At 70.2% G+C, this 17,676-nt stretch carries 13 protein-coding genes; 6 read left to right on the forward strand and 7 right to left on the reverse strand.

Annotation, left to right across the window (positions count from 1 at the left end):
• Nucleotides 1–6 precede the first annotated feature (6 nt).
• Together OU415_RS02105 and OU415_RS02110 are read right to left on the reverse strand one after the other, a co-directional pair.
• Nucleotides 7–1,980 carry a hydantoinase B/oxoprolinase family protein gene (locus OU415_RS02105; RefSeq protein ID WP_270946772.1) on the reverse strand — a complete coding sequence of 658 codons (1,974 nt, stop codon included), beginning with the start codon at nucleotides 1,978–1,980 and terminating at the stop codon, nucleotides 7–9.
• Nucleotides 1,981–1,983: 3 nt separating this feature from the next.
• Nucleotides 1,984–4,020 carry a hydantoinase/oxoprolinase family protein gene (locus OU415_RS02110; RefSeq protein ID WP_270946773.1) on the reverse strand — a complete coding sequence of 679 codons (2,037 nt, stop codon included), beginning with the start codon at nucleotides 4,018–4,020 and terminating at the stop codon, nucleotides 1,984–1,986.
• Nucleotides 4,021–4,179: 159 nt separating this feature from the next.
• On the opposite strand from OU415_RS02110, the gene OU415_RS02115 reads away from it, so the two are divergent.
• From OU415_RS02115 to idi, 3 genes are all read left to right on the forward strand, one after another.
• Nucleotides 4,180–5,766, forward strand: coding sequence for a helix-turn-helix domain-containing protein (locus tag OU415_RS02115; protein ID WP_270946774.1), 1,587 nt, complete (start codon nucleotides 4,180–4,182; stop codon nucleotides 5,764–5,766).
• A 102-nt stretch (nucleotides 5,767–5,868) separates the two neighbouring features.
• Entirely contained in the window at nucleotides 5,869–6,852 is a 984-nt protein-coding gene (locus tag OU415_RS02120; protein WP_270946775.1) for a zinc-binding dehydrogenase, read from the forward strand.
• Nucleotides 6,853–6,885: 33 nt separating this feature from the next.
• Nucleotides 6,886–7,464, forward strand: a complete 579-nt coding sequence (idi, locus tag OU415_RS02125; RefSeq protein WP_270946776.1) for an isopentenyl-diphosphate Delta-isomerase — start codon at nucleotides 6,886–6,888, stop codon at nucleotides 7,462–7,464.
• 59 nt (nucleotides 7,465–7,523) lie between these two features.
• Here idi and OU415_RS02130 read toward each other — a convergent pair whose 3' ends face one another.
• Both OU415_RS02130 and OU415_RS02135 read right to left on the reverse strand, forming a co-directional pair.
• Nucleotides 7,524–8,186, reverse strand: a complete 663-nt coding sequence (locus OU415_RS02130; protein WP_270946777.1) for a response regulator — start codon at nucleotides 8,184–8,186, stop codon at nucleotides 7,524–7,526.
• On the reverse strand, nucleotides 8,183–9,787 hold the full coding sequence (locus OU415_RS02135; protein ID WP_270946778.1) for a sensor histidine kinase: 1,605 nt from the start codon (nucleotides 9,785–9,787) through the stop codon (nucleotides 8,183–8,185). The genes OU415_RS02130 and OU415_RS02135 overlap by 4 nt, the downstream gene beginning before the upstream one ends.
• A 165-nt stretch (nucleotides 9,788–9,952) precedes the next feature.
• On the opposite strand from OU415_RS02135, the gene OU415_RS02140 reads away from it, so the two are divergent.
• Both OU415_RS02140 and OU415_RS02145 read left to right on the forward strand, forming a co-directional pair.
• Nucleotides 9,953–11,299, forward strand: a complete 1,347-nt coding sequence (locus OU415_RS02140; RefSeq protein ID WP_270946779.1) for a CitMHS family transporter — start codon at nucleotides 9,953–9,955, stop codon at nucleotides 11,297–11,299.
• A gap of 62 nt (nucleotides 11,300–11,361) precedes the next feature.
• Nucleotides 11,362–12,360, forward strand: a complete 999-nt coding sequence (locus OU415_RS02145) for an iron-siderophore ABC transporter substrate-binding protein (RefSeq protein WP_270946780.1) — start codon at nucleotides 11,362–11,364, stop codon at nucleotides 12,358–12,360.
• 52 nt (nucleotides 12,361–12,412) lie between these two features.
• On the opposite strand, the gene dctA is transcribed toward OU415_RS02145, so the two are convergent.
• A complete protein-coding gene (dctA, locus tag OU415_RS02150) occupies nucleotides 12,413–13,780 on the reverse strand; it encodes a C4-dicarboxylate transporter DctA (RefSeq protein WP_270946781.1) in 1,368 nt (455 codons plus the stop codon).
• 127 nt (nucleotides 13,781–13,907) lie between these two features.
• Nucleotides 13,908–14,798: a LysR family transcriptional regulator gene (locus tag OU415_RS02155; RefSeq protein WP_270946782.1), complete on the reverse strand. Its 891-nt coding sequence runs from the start codon at nucleotides 14,796–14,798 to the stop codon at nucleotides 13,908–13,910.
• A 137-nt stretch (nucleotides 14,799–14,935) separates the two neighbouring features.
• Between OU415_RS02155 and OU415_RS02160 the strand changes: the two genes are divergently transcribed.
• Complete coding sequence (locus tag OU415_RS02160) at nucleotides 14,936–15,841, forward strand: DMT family transporter (RefSeq protein ID WP_270946783.1); 906 nt, start codon at nucleotides 14,936–14,938, stop codon at nucleotides 15,839–15,841.
• On the opposite strand, the gene OU415_RS02165 is transcribed toward OU415_RS02160, so the two are convergent.
• Entirely contained in the window at nucleotides 15,777–17,045 is a 1,269-nt protein-coding gene (locus OU415_RS02165; RefSeq protein ID WP_270946784.1) for a GNAT family N-acetyltransferase, read from the reverse strand. The genes OU415_RS02160 and OU415_RS02165 overlap by 65 nt on opposite strands.
• Between the last annotated feature and the right edge of the window lie 631 nt (nucleotides 17,046–17,676).

Below are 17,676 nucleotides of genomic sequence, written 5' to 3' on the forward strand. Positions count from 1 at the left end.
GCTTTTTCAGCTCCAGTGCGCCGCTGCTCGCTTCTGGAGCAGCTCCCGGTACTGGCGCGTCGTGTTCTCGTGCAGCTCGCCGGTGCCCCAGTCGACGATGACCCCGTACCTCCGGATCACGTCGAGCATGTCCAGCTCGCCCGCGCGGTACCGCCGGGCCACCGCGTGCGGGTCCTCGGCCAACCAGTCCCGCCGCTGCGCGGCGATGGAGGTCCGCAGCTCCGCGGTGGCGGCGGTGTCCACTTCGTACTGGTCCAGCTCCGGGTCTATCGGGAGCACCACGACGCCGTAGTCCGCGGCCGCGCGTTCGACCGACACGTAGCCGTCGATGACGTCCTCGACGACGAGATCCGGGTCCCTGGTCAGCGGATCCCCGTAACCACCGCCGCCCGCTGAGGGCCGGGTGAAGGAGTTGCCGGGCTCGATCGCGACGTTGGAGAAGGTGGCGCCCAGGAACCGCTCGTCCTCGGTGCCCTTGTTCAGCCAGACGCCGTGCGGCAACGAGGGCAGCCCGCCGGAGATTCCCCAGGTGATCGACCTGGCGCGATCGCAGCAGTACGACATGACCGTGCTCTCGCAGTCGGTGAGCACGCCGCCCTTCTCCAGACCGCAGCCGCCGCGATGCCGCCCCGGACCTCCGGAGTCCGTCACGATGGCGTGCTGGCTGGTCAGCACCGGGGAGAGCCGTTCCTGACCTTCGACCGGCTGGACGGCGAGCCCGGGCCCGAACACCGGTGCGGTCGCCCCGGATCCGTCCTTGGTCGCCCGGCCGCCCCAGCCACCGGCCATCCAGTCGTACCACATGAAGTAGGGCCGGTCCTCGGTCCGACCGTCCCGGCCGCCGACCAGCAGGTACTCCAGGTTGAACGCGCACGCCATGGCGCGTTCGGGCATGACCTGCGACCAGATCTCGAACAGCGCGTTCATCAACTTCTCGTAGGGCCCCGAGCAGAACCCGGTGACCGCGGTCGGCCAGGCGGCGTTGACCACCGTCCCCTCCGGACCGAGCTCGGCGTGCACCACCCGGTACAGCCCCGAGTTGAGCGGCACGTCGGGGAAGAACGTCTTCGTCCCCGCGTACAGCGCGGAGTGGGTGGTGCCGTACCCGGAGTTGAGGAACGTCGACACCGCCGGTGCGCTGCCGGAGAGGTCGTAGTGGATGCCGGCGTCGTCGATGCGCATCTTGACCGAGATCGGCACCAGCCCCTCCGGCTTGCTGGGGTCGGCGTCGAGGTAGTCGACCGTTTCCCACTCCCCGCGCGGCAGTTCGGCCAGCTTGTGCCGGACGATGCGCTCGACGTAGTCCTGCGCCCCCTCCATCGCCGCCACCACGGTGTCCTTGCCGTAGCGGCCGACGAGCCGGAGGAGCTCGCGCTCGCACACCGCCGTGGCTTCGGCCTGCGCGTTGAGATCGCCCATGCAGCTGTAGGGCGACCGGGTGTTGGAGACCAGCAGCTGCGCCACGTCGCGCAGCTGCTTGCCGCGGTGCCACAACCGGACCGGAGTGATGCGCAGGCCCTCGCTGAAGTGCTCCTTGGCGTTGACGTCGAAGGAACCGGGGACGTTGCCGCCGACGTCGGCCCAGTGCCCCTTGTTCTGGGCGAAGCCGATGATCTCGGAGCCGACGAAGATGGGCCGGATGAAGCTGACGTCGTTGAAGTGCGTACCGCCGCGGTACGGGTCGTTCACCGCGAAGACGTCACCGGGGTTGATGTCCTCGCCGAACTCCTCCAGCACCGCCTTGCACTGGAAGTGCAGCGTGCCGACGTGCACGGCGATGTCCGCGCTGCCCTGCATCACGGTGTTGCCCGCCGCGTCGCACAGCGCGGAGGAGAAGTCCCGCGCGTAGATGACGAAGGAGTAGCAGGTCCGCATGATCTGCTCGCTCATCAGGTCGACCGCGGTGACGAAGGCGTTCTTCAGCACTTCGAAGGTCACCGGGTCCAGGCCCGCGGGGGTCACCTGCTCGTTGGTCGTCATGGTTCAGGCCTCCGTCAGGTGGATGCGGATGTTCAGCCACTCGTCGATCTCGGCGCGCGCGTCCGGCGGCACGACGGTGGTGGAGTCCAGCTGCTCGATGACGGCCGGGCCGGTCAACCGGGTTCCGGCGGGCAGTTCGAACCGGTCGTGCACGGGGGTGTCGACCCAGCCGGGGCCGTCGAAGTAGACCTTGCGGGTCTGTCGCGCCGCGGGTGCCGCACCGGGCGTGACCTCGTGCGGGGCGACGACCGGTTTCGGCGTGACGCCGATGGCGGTCAGGCCCAGCTGGTAGATCTGCACCGGGGTGTCGTCCCGGCGGAACGAGTACTCCCGCTCGTGCTGCTCGTGGAACAGCTCGATCGCCTCGCGCAGCGCGTTCGGCCCGCTGCCGCACTTGACGGTCAGCGACCGCCACTGGCCCAGGTAGCGCATCGAGACCGTCCGCTGCAGGACGCCGTCTTCAGCGCTGACGCCCTCGTGGCGCAGCCGCGCCGACGCTTCGGCCTCCAGCCCGGCGAACGCGTTCTCGAACTCCTCGGCGTCGGCTTCGTCCCCGACCGCGCTGAACATCGCGGACAGGTCGTGGCGGATGTCGACCAGCAGGCACCCGAGCGCGGAGGTCACGCCCGGGTTCGGCGGCACCACGACGGTCGGGATGTTGAGCTCGCGCGCCACCTCCGCGCCGTGCAGCGCACCGGCGCCGCCGAAGGCGATCAGCGCGAAGTCGCGGGGGTCGTAGCCGCGCCGGATGGAGATCAGGCGGACCGCGTCGGCCATGTTGGCGTTGGCGACCTGCAGGACGGCGCTCGCGGCCTCCTCCAGCGGAAGCCCGAGCGGCCCGGCGACGTGGTCGAGGAGCGCGCCTTCGGCCAGTTCCGGCGACAGGACCTTGGCCCCACCGGCCAGGGCGGTGCCGAGCCGGTTGAGCACCAGATTCGCGTCCGAGTTGGTCGGGGCGGTGCCGCCCGCCCCGTAGCAGGCCGGGCCTGGTGAAGCCCCTGCCGACTGCGGCCCGTTGCGCAAGGAACCGGCCTCGTCGATGTGCGCGATGGAACCGCCGCCCGCGCCGATGGTCAGCACCTCGATCGACGGGAAGATGATCGGGTAGCCGTACTCGACCGACCACTCCTTGGTCACCCGCAGCTCACCGCCGTGGACCATCGCGATGTCGGTGCTCGTGCCGCCCATGTCGAGGCCGATCGCGTTGGCGTAGCCGCACTGGGCGGCGACGTGCCGGGCGGCGATGGCACCCGCGGCGATGCCGGAGGCGGCCAGCCGCACGGGATAGCGCTCCACCATGCGCGGTGTCATCGACCCACCACCGGAGTGCAGCAGCAGGAGGTCGCCGCGGTACCCGCCCGCCGCCAGCTCCTCGGCCAACCGGTTGACGTAGCCGCTGACCAGCGGCGCGAGCACGGCGTTGGCGACGGTGGTGTTGAACCGGTCGTGCTCGAAGATCTCCGGGAGGATCTCCGCGCTGGCGCAGATCGTCACCCCGGGCAGCTCCTCCTCGAGGATCTCCCGCATCCGGATCTCGTGGGCGGGGTTGACGTAGGAGTTGACGAAGCAGATCGCCACGGTCCGGACCGCGCGCTTGCGCAGCAGCGCCGCGACGCGGCGGGCCCCGGCTTCGTCGAGCGGGGTCACCACGTTGCCCGCGTAGTCGATTCGTTCGGCGACCTCGAAGCGGTCCCGGCGGCGGACGTAAGGCGGGGACACGTCGTTGTAGGCGTCCCAGAGGTCGTCCTTGGTGCCGTCGCGGATCTCGATGACGTCGCGGAACCCGGTGGTCGTGACCATCGCGGCCGGCTGGAAGTTCCGCGTGATCAGTGCGTTGGTGGCGACCGTCGTGCCGTGCGAGAACAGCGACACGTCGGCGAGGTCGACGCCGCCGCGCTCGATGCCGTCCAGCACCGCGCGCATCGGGTCGTCCGGGGTGGACGGGACCTTGGTGACCCGGATGCTCTTCGCGTCCTCGTCGAAAACGCACACGTCGGTGAACGTGCCTCCGACGTCGACGGCCACGCGCTGCTTGGCCATGCGGGTGCCTCCTCGGGTGGTGCGGGTGGGAAAGGTCCGCTGCCGGCTGCGGTTGGAAATGAAGGTTGCCCCACGCTGTGCTCGCTGTCACTGTGAAAATCACAAACGCGGTGGCGATGATCTGTCACTCCGCACAACCACGGGCGGGAGGGAAGGCCGGTGACCGGGGAGCGCCGCGGCGGGTGGTCGCAGTTGACCTTGCGCCACCTCGTCGACGAGCCGAGCCTGCAGCTGACCGTGGTGGAGCCCGGGGACCTGTCGAAGGTGGTCCGCGCGGCGCACTCGGTCGAGGTCGTCGACACCGCGAACCGACCGCGCCCCGGCGCGATCATGCTCACCACCGGGCTGCGGTTCGCCTCCGCCCCGGACGATCCCGAACCGCAGGAGCGGCTGATCGCCGATCTCGTCGCGGCCGACGCAGCGGCCCTGCTGTTCGGCACGGGCGTCCACTTCGAGCGGGTGCCGCACGGCCTGCGCGCCGCGGCGCGGGAACGGAACTTCCCGGTGCTGGGCGTGGATGCGAGCGAGACCTCGTTCGACCTCGTCGCGGACTTCATCAGCAGCGGGGCGCTGTCCGCGGAGACCTACCTGCTGAAGCGGACGGTCTGGTTGCAGAACGACCTGCTGCACGCCTTGGCGGCCTCGGATCCGGTGAGCGCACTGGTGGTCCGGCTCGGCACGTTGTGCAAGGGGACGGCGGTGCTCTACGAGGGCGATGGGCGGATCGTCGCCTCGACCGGCCACGGTCCCTTGCGCCTGGTCTGGGAGGAGATCAGCGCCCGCCAGGGCGAGTCGCAGCGGTTCACCGTCGGGCAGTGGACGGTCACCACCCGGCCCTTCCTGCTCCGCGGGGTGCGGTTCCAGCTGGCGGTGGCTTCGCGCAACAGCGCGCTGCTCGACGACATCAGCCCCGAGCTGCTGGAGACCGCGGAGCGGGTGCTGGCCGCCGCCGGCGCGTCGCGGTCGTTGGTGATCAGCCAGGAGCGGGCGGAAGCGGCCCGGATCGTGTCGGCACTGCGCGGCGGGCTGACCGCCTCGCAGGTGCGCCAGACCTGGGACCGGTTGCGGGCCTTCGGTTTCCGCGTCGGCGACGATCTCCGCGTGGTGTCGGCGAGCCCGATCGGCGACCGGTCCCGGAACCCGGTCGAAGCGCTGCTGGAGCAGGCCGACGTCGACGGCGTGCCGCTGATCCTGGACGCCGTCCGCCAGGACGAGTCCGGCGAGCTGACCGCTGTGCTCGCGGACCGAGGCGCGGCGGATGCCTGGCTGGACGAGCTCGCGCGCACCCACCTGGTCGGCGTCAGCGGCCCGTTCAGCGATCTCACGGTCGCGGGGCGCTACGTCCAGGAGGCCGGCACCGCCTGGCACCTCGCCGGACGCCGCCACGGCCGGGGCAGCGACCGGACCATCGTGCGGCTCGACGAGGTGGACTTCGCCGCGTGGCTGCTCACCCGCCGCGACGACGCCCAGGTCGCCGATCGGCTCGAGCGGCACTTCGGCGCGCTGCTCACCTCACCGGACCTGGTGGAAACCGTGGTGCTCTACCTCGCGTGCGACCAGGACGTCAAGCGGACGGCCGAGCTGCTGTTCATCCACCCCAACACGGTCCGCTACCGCCTCCGCAACGTCGAGCAGCTCGTCGGCGGGCGGATCTCGTCGGCGAAGGTCGTCGCGAACCTCTACCTCGCCTTCCAGGACGACATCCTGGCCCGCGCCGAGACCGGCGGGCGACCGAAACCGCTTTGAAGTTCCCGGCGAACGGCATTGATCTCCAGTTAAGTCGAACTCCTAACGTCGTCGGCGTGAGCGCGGATCCGCGTTCACGCCGACTTCCACGAGGAGCACGACATGCGCGCGATCCGGCAGCACGAGTTCGGCCCGGCGGAGGTCCTCCGCTACGAGGAGGTCCCCGATCCGCACCCGGGTGCCGGGCAGGTCCGCATCGCGGTCGCCGCAGCCGGGGTCCACCTGGTCGACACCTCCATCCGGCAGGGCGGCCGCAGCCCGTTCCCGCTGCCCGAGCTGCCCATGACCCCGGGCCGCGAGGTGGCCGGGGTCGTCGACGAGATCGGCGAGGGCGTGGCCGAGGAGTGGCTCGGGCGGCACGTCGTGGCGCACCTGGGAATGGCCAGCGGCGGTTACGCGGAGTTCGCGGTGCGCGAGGTGGAGGCGGTGCAGGTGGTGCCCGAGAGCACCGATCCGACCGAGGCGGTGGCGATGATCGGCACCGGGCGCACCACGATGTCCATCCTGCGCACCGCGCGGCCGAGCGCCGACGACGTCGTGCTGGTCACCTCCGCCGCCGGGGGCATCGGTGCGCTGGCGATCCAGCACGCGCGCAACGTCGGCGCGACCGTCGTGGGCGCTTCAGGCGGGCCGACCAAGGTCGACAAGGTCCGCGAACTGGGCGCTGACCTGTCGGTGGACTACACCGAGGCCGACTGGGCGGACCGGGTTCGCGAGGAGCTCGACCAGCCGGTGAGCCTGGTGCTCGACGGCGCCGGCGGCGCCTACGGGAGGGCGGCGTTCGACCTGCTCGGTCCGGGCGGCCGGATCGTCATGTACGGCCGCGAGCTCGGCGAGCACCGGTTCACCTCCGACGACCTGCTCGCCCGCGCGCTGACCGCCACCGTCGCCCTCGGCCCGGCCCTGCTGAAGGTGCCCGGCGGCATGCGGGCGCTGGAGGACGAAGCGCTCGCGGCGCTGGCCGATGGGACCATGAAGCCGCTGGTCGGGACGCCGTTCCCGCTCGGCGAAGCTGCCGAAGCGCACCGATCGCTGGAAAATCGGCAGACCTACGGCAAAGTGGTCCTGGTGCCCGAACGGCACTGATCGACGACGCGAAGAACCATGGAGGTCGCACCAGTGGAACAGGTGGTACTGCTCGACGAGTCCGGTCAGGCGATCGGGGTCGAGGACAAGACGACCGTGCACCACCGGGAAACCCCGCTGCACCTGGCCTTCTCGTGCTACGTGTTCAACGACCGGGGCGAGTTCCTGCTGACCCAGCGGGCCCACCACAAGGTCACCTTCCCGAGCGTGTGGACCAACACCTGCTGCGGCCACCCGGCTCCCGAGGAGGAGATGAAGGCCGCGATCGTCCGGCGGCTGGGCGAGGAGCTGGGGCTCACCGTGCGCGGCCTGGAGCTGGCGCTGCCCGGCTTCCGCTACCGCGCCGAGATGCCCAACGGCGTGGTCGAGAACGAGATGTGCCCGGTGTTCTTCGCGTTCACCGAGAACACCCCGGAGCCCAACCCGGAAGAGGTCGCCGAGACCCGCTGGGTGAGCTGGAAGGAGTTCAGCGCTGGGGTGCTCTCCGGCGAGGCCGACGTCTCGCCCTGGTGCCGGCTGCAGGTCCGCCAGCTCGTCGAACTCGGCCCGGAACCGGCCCAGTGGCCCACCGGCCCCCGCACCGACCTCCCCCCGGCAGCCCACGTCGCCTGACCCGGCGGTCCGCAAATTCCATTGAAATCGAAGGTGCGATTTCAATGGAATTTGCGTCTTCAGGCGCCGGTGGACTCGTACTGGTGCTCCGGGCGGCCGCTGGCGCCGTAGCGGAGCGTCATTCGGGCCTTGCCGTCCTGGGCCAGCCCGGCGAGGTAGCGCTGCGCGGTGGCGCGGGCGATGCCCAGTTCCGCCGCGATCTCCACTGCTGAGCGCGGGCCGTCCGCCGCGTTCAGCGCGTCCTGCACCAGTCGGGAGGTCACCGCGGACTGGCCCTTCGGCGCGCCCGGCTGGTCTCCTTCGTGCAGCACGCGCATCGCCCGGTCGATCTCGTCCTGGCCGACCTGGCCCCCGGTGGGCGACAGGCGCGCGTGGTAGCGGGCGTAGGCGCTGAGCCGGTCCGCGAGCTGTTCCGCGGTGAACGGCTTGACCAGGTAGTTCAGCGCTCCGGCGGACAGGGCCGCACGCACCGATGCGGCGTCGGCGGCCGCGGTCAGCATGATCACGTCGACGTCGAGGTCGCCGAGCAGGGCGATGCCGGAGCAGTCGGGCAGGTAGTTGTCCAGCAGCACCAGGTCGGGGTTGCTGGAGACGATCAGGTCGCGGGCCTCGGCCGCCGAGTGCGCGGTGCCCACCACCTGGAACCCGGCGACCCGCTCGGTGAACTCGGCGTGCACCCGCGCCACCCGGAAGTCGTCCTCCACCACCAGCACGCGGATCATCGATCCTCCTCCTCGGTCTCGGCCACCGCGCCGGGCAGCCACGCGTGGAACACCGCGCCGCGCTCGGCCGGATCGCCCGGATCGACCAGCCGCACGTCGCCGCCGAAGCTGCGGGCGGCCTGCCTGCACAGCGCCAGGCCCAGCCCGTGGTCACCGTCCTTCGTGGACACGCCTTCCACGAACAGATCTTCGCGCATCTCCTCCGGAACTCCGCCACCGCTGTCCACAACGGACACGTGCAGGGTCGCACCGTCCGCGAGCAGGTCCACCTCCACCCAGGCCGGTCGCCGCTCCCCCAACTGCGCCGCGGTCACGGCGTTGTCGACCAGGTTGCCGACCACGGTGGTCACTTCCACCGGCGCGCGCACCCGGCCCGGCACCCAGCTGGTCTCCCCCAGCTCCAGCTCCACCGACTTCTCCGCCGCGACGGCCTTCTTCGCCGCCAGGAACGCCAGCAGCACCGGATCCCGCACCGCATCGGCAGCCGGCCCCAGCCCGGTCACCGGCCCGCTGGTCAGGGCCTGCAGGTAGGCCACGGCGTCGTCCTGGTGACCGGTCTGCAGCAGTCCGGACAGGGTGTGCAGGCGGTTGCTGAACTCGTGGCGCTGGGCGCGCAGCACGTCGGTCATGCCGCGCACCGACTCCAGCTCGCGGTTGAGCACCTCCAGGTCGGTGCGGTCGCGCAGGGTCAGCACGCTGCCCAGGTCCGCACCGTCGCGGCTGACCCGGCGGTGGTTGGCCACCAGCACCCGGTCCCCGGCGACGGTGATCAGGTTCTGCACCGGCTGCCGGTCGTCCAGCGCGCTGCGCAGCCGGGACGGCAGGTCGAGCTCGCGCACCGGGGTGCCGGGCGCGACGGCGGTGCCCAGCAGCTGCTCGGCCTCCTGGTTGGCGAACGACACCCGCCCCTCGGCGTCGACGGCCAGCACACCCTCCCCGATGCCGTAGAGCACCGCCTCCCGCTCGCGCACCAGGTCGGCCAGCTCGTGCGGTTCCAGGCCCAGGGTGCGGCGCTTGAGCCCGCGGGTGAGCAGCGCCGCGCCGAGCACCCCGACCACCAGCGCACCGCCGGTGAAGGCCGCCGTGGTGCCCAGCAGGCGCAGCAGGGCGTGGTCGATGTCCTCGGTGTCGAACCCGACGCTGACCTGCCCGACCACCGCCCCGGTGCGGTCGCGCAGCGGCACCTTGCCGCGCGCGGAGAACCCGAGCGTGCCGCGCTGCACGTCCACGACCTCGTGACCGGCGAGCACCCAGCTCGGATCGGTGCTGACCGGCTTGCCGATCTGGTCCGGGCTCGGGTGCGCCAGCCGGATGCCGTTGCGGTCGGCGACGACGATGAACAGCGCACCGGTGGTGGCCCGGATCCGCTCCGCCCGGTCCTGCACGGTTCCGCTGCGGTCCTCGCGGGCCACGGCATCGGCGAGGGTGACGTCCGCGGCCGAGGCGCGCGCCACCGCGAGCGCCCGCTGGCCGAACTGGTCGACCAGGGCGCGGTCCAGCAACGACGCGACGAGGACGAAACCGATCCCGACGACGAGCGCGATCAGAGCGATCTGCAGCAGCAATGCCTGCCGCGCGAACCGCATCGGCCGGCGTGACATGCGTCGACCCTAACCCGCGAGCAATACGAGCAGAACGCGGAGAACGCGATGTAGGCGGACAACGCGCACAAGACTCCCCGCGCCCGATCCGTTCACCTACGGTCTCGCCAAACGAAACGCCGCTGTTACGCGGACCACTCCGGTCCGGTGGGAAGGAGGAAGGCGTTGATCGCTCTCCTCGGCTTGGGCATGGTGACCGTCTTCCTGTTCCTGGTGATGACCAAACGACTATCACCGATGGTGGCGCTGGTCGTGGTGCCCGCGGCGTTCGCGGTGCTCGGCGGCTTCGCGCCGGACCTCGGCGACATGATCACCGACGGGATCAAGTCGGTGGCGCCGACGGCGGCCATGCTGCTGTTCGCGATCCTCTACTTCGGGATCATGATCGACGCGGGCCTGTTCGACCCGATCACCCGCGCGGTGGTGCGGCTGACCCGCAACGACCCGCTGCGGCTGATCGTGGGCACGGTGGCCCTGGTCGCCGTGGTGTCGCTGGACGGCGACGGGACCACCACGTTCATGATCACCGTGTCCGCGCTGCTGCCGCTGTACAAGAAGCTGGGCATCAGCCCGGTGCTGATGACCGGTCTGGCCTGCCTGACCAACGCGATCCTGAACGTGGTGCCGTGGGGCGGTCCGTCCGCCCGCGCCGCCAGCGCGCTGGGGCTGGACCCGCAGGAGCTGTTCGTGCCGATGATCCTGCCGCTGGTGGCGGGACTGGCCACGGTCTTCGTGCTCGCCTGGATGCTCGGCCTGCGGGAGCGGGCCCGGGTGCGCAGCGGCGAGCTGGTCCTCGCCGGCGCCGGTGGTCCCAGCACTCCCAGCACGGGCGGCAGCACCGGTGACTTCGCCGACGGCGACTTCGACGTGCTGGCCCCGGACCGCGAGTCGCTGCGCCCGAAGCTCATCTGGTTCAACGCGGCGCTGACCGCCGCGCTGCTGGTGGGCCTGATCGTCGGCGTGCTGCCGATCGCCGTGCTGTTCATGCTCGGCACCGGACTCGCGCTGCTGGTCAACTACCCGCGCCTGGCGCAGCAGCGGACCCGCATCGCCGCGCACGCCGACAGCGTGGTCTCGGTGGTGTCGATGGTGTTCGCCGCCGCGGTGTTCACCGGCGTGCTGTCGGGCACCGGGATGATCGAGCAGATGGCGCACTACCTGCTGACCGCCATGCCGGACGGGCTGTACCCGTTCTTCAGCGTGATCGTCGCGGTGCTCAGCGTCCCGTTCACGTTCTTCATGAGCAACGACGCGTTCTACTTCGGCATCATGCCGATCCTGGCCGAGGCGGGCGCCCAGCACGGGATCGCGCCGATCGAGATCGCCCGCGCTTCGCTGCTGGGCCAGCCGATCCACATGCTCAGCCCGCTGGTGCCCGCGATGTACGTGCTGATCGGCCTGGCCAAGGTCGACCTGGGCGACCACCACCGGTTCGCGATCAAGTGGGCCCTGGTGGTGTCCGCGGTGGTGATCGCCACCGGCTTCGCCCTGGGCGTCATCTCGATCCACTGAGCAGACCTCCATCTCGGTCAGGTTAGCCTTAGCTAACCTGACCGAGAATGCGAGGTTCTCCGATGCACCCAGCGCGCCTGCGGCGACGAACCGCTTCCCTCCTCAGCGCGCTCGCCGGGCTGCTGCTGGTCACCGCTTGCGGAAGTGCGAGCCCCGACCCGCAGCAGCCCGGCGACGGCACTTTCCCCGTCACCATTCAGCACTCCCAGGGCACGACGGAGATCCCCAAGCGTCCCGAGCGCGTCATCGCCCTCGGCTACACCGACGTCGACCCGCTGCTCGCGCTCGACGTCGTCCCGGTGGCCATGCGCCCGTGGGGCGATCTGAAGGGGCCCGGCTCGTGGGCGAAAGACCGGCTGCACGGCGCGCAGCCGTACCTGTTCCAGACCCAGGGCGAGGTCGACCTGGAAAAGGTCGCCTCGCTGGAACCTGACCTGATCGTCGCGGTCAACGCCGCGGTCGACGAATCGCTCTACAAGCGGCTTTCCGCGCTCGCGCCGACCATCGTGCGCCCCGACGGCTACCCCGACTACGGCACGCCGTGGCAGGACACCACCCGGATGATCGGCAAGGCGGTCGGCAAGTCCGAACAGGCCGAGCGGCTGATCACCGACACCCAGGCCCGCATCGACCAGGTCGCCGCGCAGCACCCGGAATTCGCCCGCGCCACCGGCGCGGTGGCGCTGATCAACCCCCAGGGCGGGTACTGGCCGTACACCCGCAACGACGCTCGCGGGCAGTTCCTCGCCGGACTGGGCTTCCAGCTGCCGCCCGGCGTGCAGCAGCTCGACGACGGCAAGTCGTTCTACGTCGACCTCAGCCCGGAGAAGACCTCGCAGCTGGACTCCGACGTGCTGGTGCTCATCGACCAGAAGGGCGACACGCAGCGGTTGGCCCAGGACCCGCTGTTCCAGCGGCTGGACGTGGCCAAGCGGGGCGACGTGATCACGATCCCGTTCATGGAGGACGGAATCGCCTTGGCGCACAACACGGTCCTGAGCATCCCGCACTCGCTGGACACGATCGTCCCGATGCTGGCCGAGAAGCTCGCCGACCGGTGAAACGCGCGATGCCGTGCCGGGCTTTCCGCCCGGCACGGCATCGCCCAGCCGCTCAGAGCTTGGTCGTGTCCGAGTCCGGAGTGCGCGCGGCGGGGACACCGTGGTCCTGCGCCGGCGCGTCGGGCGACCCCGCGGGCGCGGCCAGGACCTTGCGGGCCTGCTCCCGGTCGAAGGCACCGTCCCACTTGGACACGATGAAGGTCGCCACGCAGTTCCCCAGGAGGTTGGTGACCACGCGCATCGTGTCCATGAAGCGGTCCGCGCCGAGCATCAGGGCAACCGCGGCCACCGGAATGACGCCGACCGCGGACGCGGTGGCGGACAAGGCGATGAACGCCGACCCCGGCACCCCGGCCATGCCCTTCGAGGTGAGCACCAGCACCAGGATCACGGTCAGCTGCTGGCCGAAGGTCAGGTCGACACCGACGGCCTGGGCCATGAACAGGGTCGCCAGCGACAGGTAGATGGAGGCGCCGTCGAGGTTGAACGAGTAGCCGGTCGGCACGACGAGCCCGACGGCTTCCTTGCGGCAACCGGCGCGTTCCAGCTTCTCCATCATCCGCGGCATGACCGCCTCGCTGGAGGCGGTGCCCACGGCCAGGGCGAACTCCTCCCGGGTGTAGCGCAGGAAGCGCCACAAGCTGAGACCGGTGAAGGCGCGGAGCAGGATGCCCAGCACGCAGCAGAACAGCAGCGCCGCGCCGTAGCAAGCGGCGATCAGCTTCGCGTAGGTGCTCAGCGACGACAGCCCGTACTGACCGATGAGGTAGGCCATCGAGCCGAACACCGCGAGCGGCGCGAGGCGCATGACGTAGCCGATGATCTTGAAGATGATCTCGCCGGTCTGGTCGACGAAGGCGAAGACCTGCGGAGCGCGGGTGACCCCGACGTGCAGCAGACCGGCGGCGAACAGGACGGCGAACAGCAGCACCTGCAGCAGCTGGTTCTCGGCGAACGCGGCGACCGCGCTCTCCGGGATCATGTGCAGCACGAACTCGGCCGGCCCCGGCATCTGCTCGCCGTGGGTCTTCGCCACCACGCCGGACGCGTCGAGCGTGGCCGGGTTGACGTCGAGACCGGCGCCGGGCTGCAGGACGTTGCCGGCGATGAGCCCGAGCGCCAGCGCGGCGGTGGTGACGACCTCGAAGTAGATCAGCGCTTTGAGCCCGATGCGCCCGACCGAACGCATGTCCCCGGCCTTGCAGATGCCGACCACGACCACGCAGAAGATCAGCGGCGCGATCGCCATCTTGATCAGCCGGATGAACCCGTCGCCGATCGGCTTGAGCGCCGAACCGAAGTCCGGCCAGAAGTGACCGACGGCGATGCCGATGGCCGCCGCGATGAGGACCTGGATGAACAGCGAGGAAAGGATCTTCTTCGCTCTACCACCGGAGGTCTTGCGTTCGGTTTCGCGCATGATCACGCTCTTTCGTCCTGCGGAAAATCGATTTCGCCATGCGAGCAACGAGTTTCCGCAGCCAGAACGCGCCAGTCAAGACCGTCCGGACGTTGAATTCGCGAATTCACGAAAATCAACAAAACGTTTAAATATTTGCCGTGCGGGACAATTCGGATACGAATGCCCGTGCCGCCGGGGTGCTGCGGCCCTCCAGGGTAGCCACCGCTACGGTGCGGCGGATCCGCGGCTCGCAGTCCAGGTAGCGAACTCCGGGCTCGTCGAGCCGTTGCGCGATGCCGGGGACCAGCGCGACCGCGAGCCCTGCCGCGACGATCGACAGCATGGTGGCGTAATCGGTCACGCAGTGGTCCACCTCGACGTCGACGGCGCGCGAGCGCAACGTCTGGACCAATGCCTCGTGCGGTTCGGATCCGGGCGCGCAGCTCGCCCATCGCAGCCCGGCCAGCTCGTCGACGCGCACCGATTCCCGCTCGGCCAGCGGATGATCCGCGGCCACGGCGAGCTGCACGTCCTCGGTGAGCAGCTCGGTCAGCTCCACCCCCGCCGGCATGCGAGCGGGCCAGCCGGTCCAGCTCTCGAAGACGACCGCGTCCAGCTTTCCCAGTCGCAGCGCGGGAATCAGGTCGACGCCCTCGCCGTCGCGCACCGTCGGGCGCAGCCTCGGGTGCTCGGCGGTCAGCGCCCGCAGCGCGTCCAGGACGAAGAGCCGCAGCGCGCTGGCGACGGCGCCGATGCGCAGCGATCCGATGATCTGCTGGTGGATGTCGGCCAGGTCGTGCTCGGCAGCGCTGACCGCGGCGGTGACCGACCGCGCCGCCTCGGCCAGCACCTGCCCGGCGTTGGTCAGCCGGATCCCCCGGCCCGCGGGCTCGACCAGCCGGCACCCGGTCTCGCGCTCGAGCTTGCGCAGGTGCTGGGACACCGCCGGCCTCGTGAGGTGCAGGGCTTCCGCAGCGGCCGTGACCGACGACTGCTCCGCCACCGCGGCGAAGACCCGAAGACGCTCCCAGTTCATCACGTAAGCCAGGCTAACGCCGATGCGCAAAAACTGGTCAATAGTGCTTTCACCTACTGGTTGGCACAGTGAGGATCGTGGTCACGACTACCCCTCCTATCTCGCAACCCACCAGGACCACTGGTCCGGTGCTGCTGATGATCGCGGGAGCCGGCTGCCTGTCCTTCTCCGCGATCGTCGTCAAGCTCGCGGACGTCAACGCCGGGACAGCGGCGTTCCTGCGCTGCGCGCTCGCGCTGATCGCGCTCGTGCCGCTGGCCGTCCGGGAATGCCGACGGCACGGCCGGTTCGAGCCGTGGCTGGTGTGGTGCGCCCTCACCGCCGGTGCGCTCCTGGGGTTGGACTACGTGATGTGGACGGCGAGCGTCCTCGACGTCGGGGCCGGGATCTCCACCGTGCTCATCAACGTGCAAGTGGTCATCTTCCCCGCGCTGGCGCGGATTTTCGGCGGAACCCCGATCCGCAGGCGCTTCCTGCTCACCTGCCCGGTCATGCTCGCCGGGATCGTCCTGGTCGGCGGTGCGCTCTCGCACGACCCGAACGCGCAGCACCAGGTGCGCGGGACGCTGCTGGGACTGGCGGCCGGTGCCGCCTATGCCGGTTACCTCTACCTGAACCGCCTTTCCGGCCAGCGCAGTCCGCGGCACGTGGTGACTCCGGTGTGCGTCGCGACGGCTTCGGCCGCGGCGGTGGCCGGGCTGATCGGCGCGGCCACCACCGGCATCAGCCTCGACCTGCCGGTCGCGTCCTGGTCGTGGCTGGTCGTGCTGGCGCTGGTCGGCCAGGTCGCGGCATTCCTGCTGATGGCGGCGGCGATTCCCCGGCTGGCACCCAACACCTCCGCCTCGCTGCTGCTGTTGCAGCCGGTTCTGGCCGTGGCGCTCGGCATGATCGTCGTCTCGGAAACTCCCGCGGCGAGCCAGCTGGTCGGATGCGCCGTGGTGGTCGCCGCCGTGTGGTTCGCCGGCCGCGCCCCCGTCATGACGGCTGGAGGTCGCGGGACCACGACCACTCCCCCGGCTCCGGCGCGCCGACCAGCTTGAGCCCTGCGCCGCGGAGGGTTCGGGCGATCGCGGTGTTGTCGAGGTGGGTGTGCGCGGTGAGGGTGCGGAGGCCGAGCCGCTGGGCGTGGTCGACGAGCTCCTCGGCCAGGACCGTGCCGATCCCCCGGCGCTGCCAGTCGTCCCGGACCAGCAGGGCGATCTCACCGCCGTCGCCGTCGTACATCAGGTTTCCCATGCCGACGACGTCTCCGTCCGGCGACAGCACCAGCAGCGAGCGGCCGAGCGCCGGGGTGAGCAGGCGTTGCAGACCACGCTCGCCGGAGGCCGGGCCGGGACCGAAGTAGCGCCGGTAGCGGGCCGCGCTGGAGCAGCGCTCGTGGAACTCGGCGACCAGGTCGACGTCCGATCGATCGGCCTGGCGGATGGTCAGGTCCACGCCGCTCGACGTTCGGACGGATTCCGACATCGGGCGCAGGCGTGCGCGGCAGGTGGCTGCCAGGTCGACCATCGCGCTGGCCCGGGCGAACTCGGCCGGGGTGAACGACCCGCCTGGGCGGGTCAGGACCAGGACGCCGCCGCCCGGTGCGGTCAGGTGCATCTCCTGGCCGGTGAACGAGCCGACCTCCGGGGACTCCTCCTGCCAGCGGACGTCGACCCTGCCCAGGAGTGCGCGCAGGGCCTGGACGAGATCCGTGCAGCCGCCGACCAGGTCTGCGGCCAGGTTCGCGGTGCGCGTCGGGACGTCCTCGAGCTCCCGCACGTCTGCTCGGGCGACCACGACGTCCCTTCCGCCCGCCGCTTCGACTGCTTTGATCAGGTCCCAGCGGGTGATGCGGTCCGGCGCATGGAGGAGGACCTCGTCGACTGCGCCGTCCTCGACCGGGTGCACCTGCATGGTTCGGATGTCGGCGCCGAGTGCGGCCAAGCCGCCGGCCAGGCGGGCGAGCCTGCCCGGGGTGTCGGTGACCGAGGCTCGCAGGCGCCACAGGGTTTGGCGGACTTCTGCGGCTTCCGGAGTTGGTTCCGCTGCTGGGGCTTCGGGCCGGGCTGGGCGTTTGGCTGATCGGCGGAACGCTGCGGCTGCGAGCAGGAGTGCGCCGATCACGACCAGCGCGGTCGAGCTGATCGTCGGAGTGTGCGTGATGGCCAGGTTCACCGCGCCCGCCGCCAGGAACAGGGCGGCGAGCTCGACGAGTTCGCGGGTCCAGTTCCCGCGCTGGTGGCGGTGCGATGTGGGCGGCATGGGTTCCATGGTTGCGGTGCTGTGTTGCATCCGTTCGAACTGCGGTTGCACCTGGGTTAACGGGCTAGATCACACTGGGCGTCGGTTTGGATCGTGGACGACGCGGTGGAGTTCAGCTGCGGTTTTCGGGGTGGTTGGGACTTGTGTTGGTTCCGTTGTTTGTTGGCCATCCCCGTGATTTGGGGATTTTGGGGGCTGCGGACCGGATGTCAAGCCCGGCCTTTCGGCCGCCCCTTCGGGGTTTCAGGCTTGACATCCGGTCCGCAGCCCCGGTTTGGCTTTGGGTCACGGGGATGGCCCTGGTGTGGGACGGTCGCCTGTGGGGTGGGGGGTTTCTGGCTCGTGGGTGGTTGGGGCTTTGCGGAGGGTGGTGGGTGTTGTCGCCTGGCGGCGTGTTTTTCTTCGGAACCTGTTGTGTTGACTGTTGTTTCGTGCTTTCGGGGTTGTGTTTTTCTTTGGTGGTTTGACTTTTCGATCTGTTTCATCGCTCGTTGATCTCATGTGAAGACGGCTTTCGCAGGGGCTTGTTTTGGGAAAACCTTTGGCAGGTTTGGGTGAAGTTGCCTCTTGCTTGAGATGGCCGTCTGCCCCCAGAAGCGACAGCGATCGCGCTCCAGGGCTGGGGGTGCCG

The organism is Saccharopolyspora oryzae, from assembly GCF_027853915.1.
In the GTDB taxonomy this organism is placed as follows: domain Bacteria; phylum Actinomycetota; class Actinomycetes; order Mycobacteriales; family Pseudonocardiaceae; genus Saccharopolyspora; species Saccharopolyspora oryzae.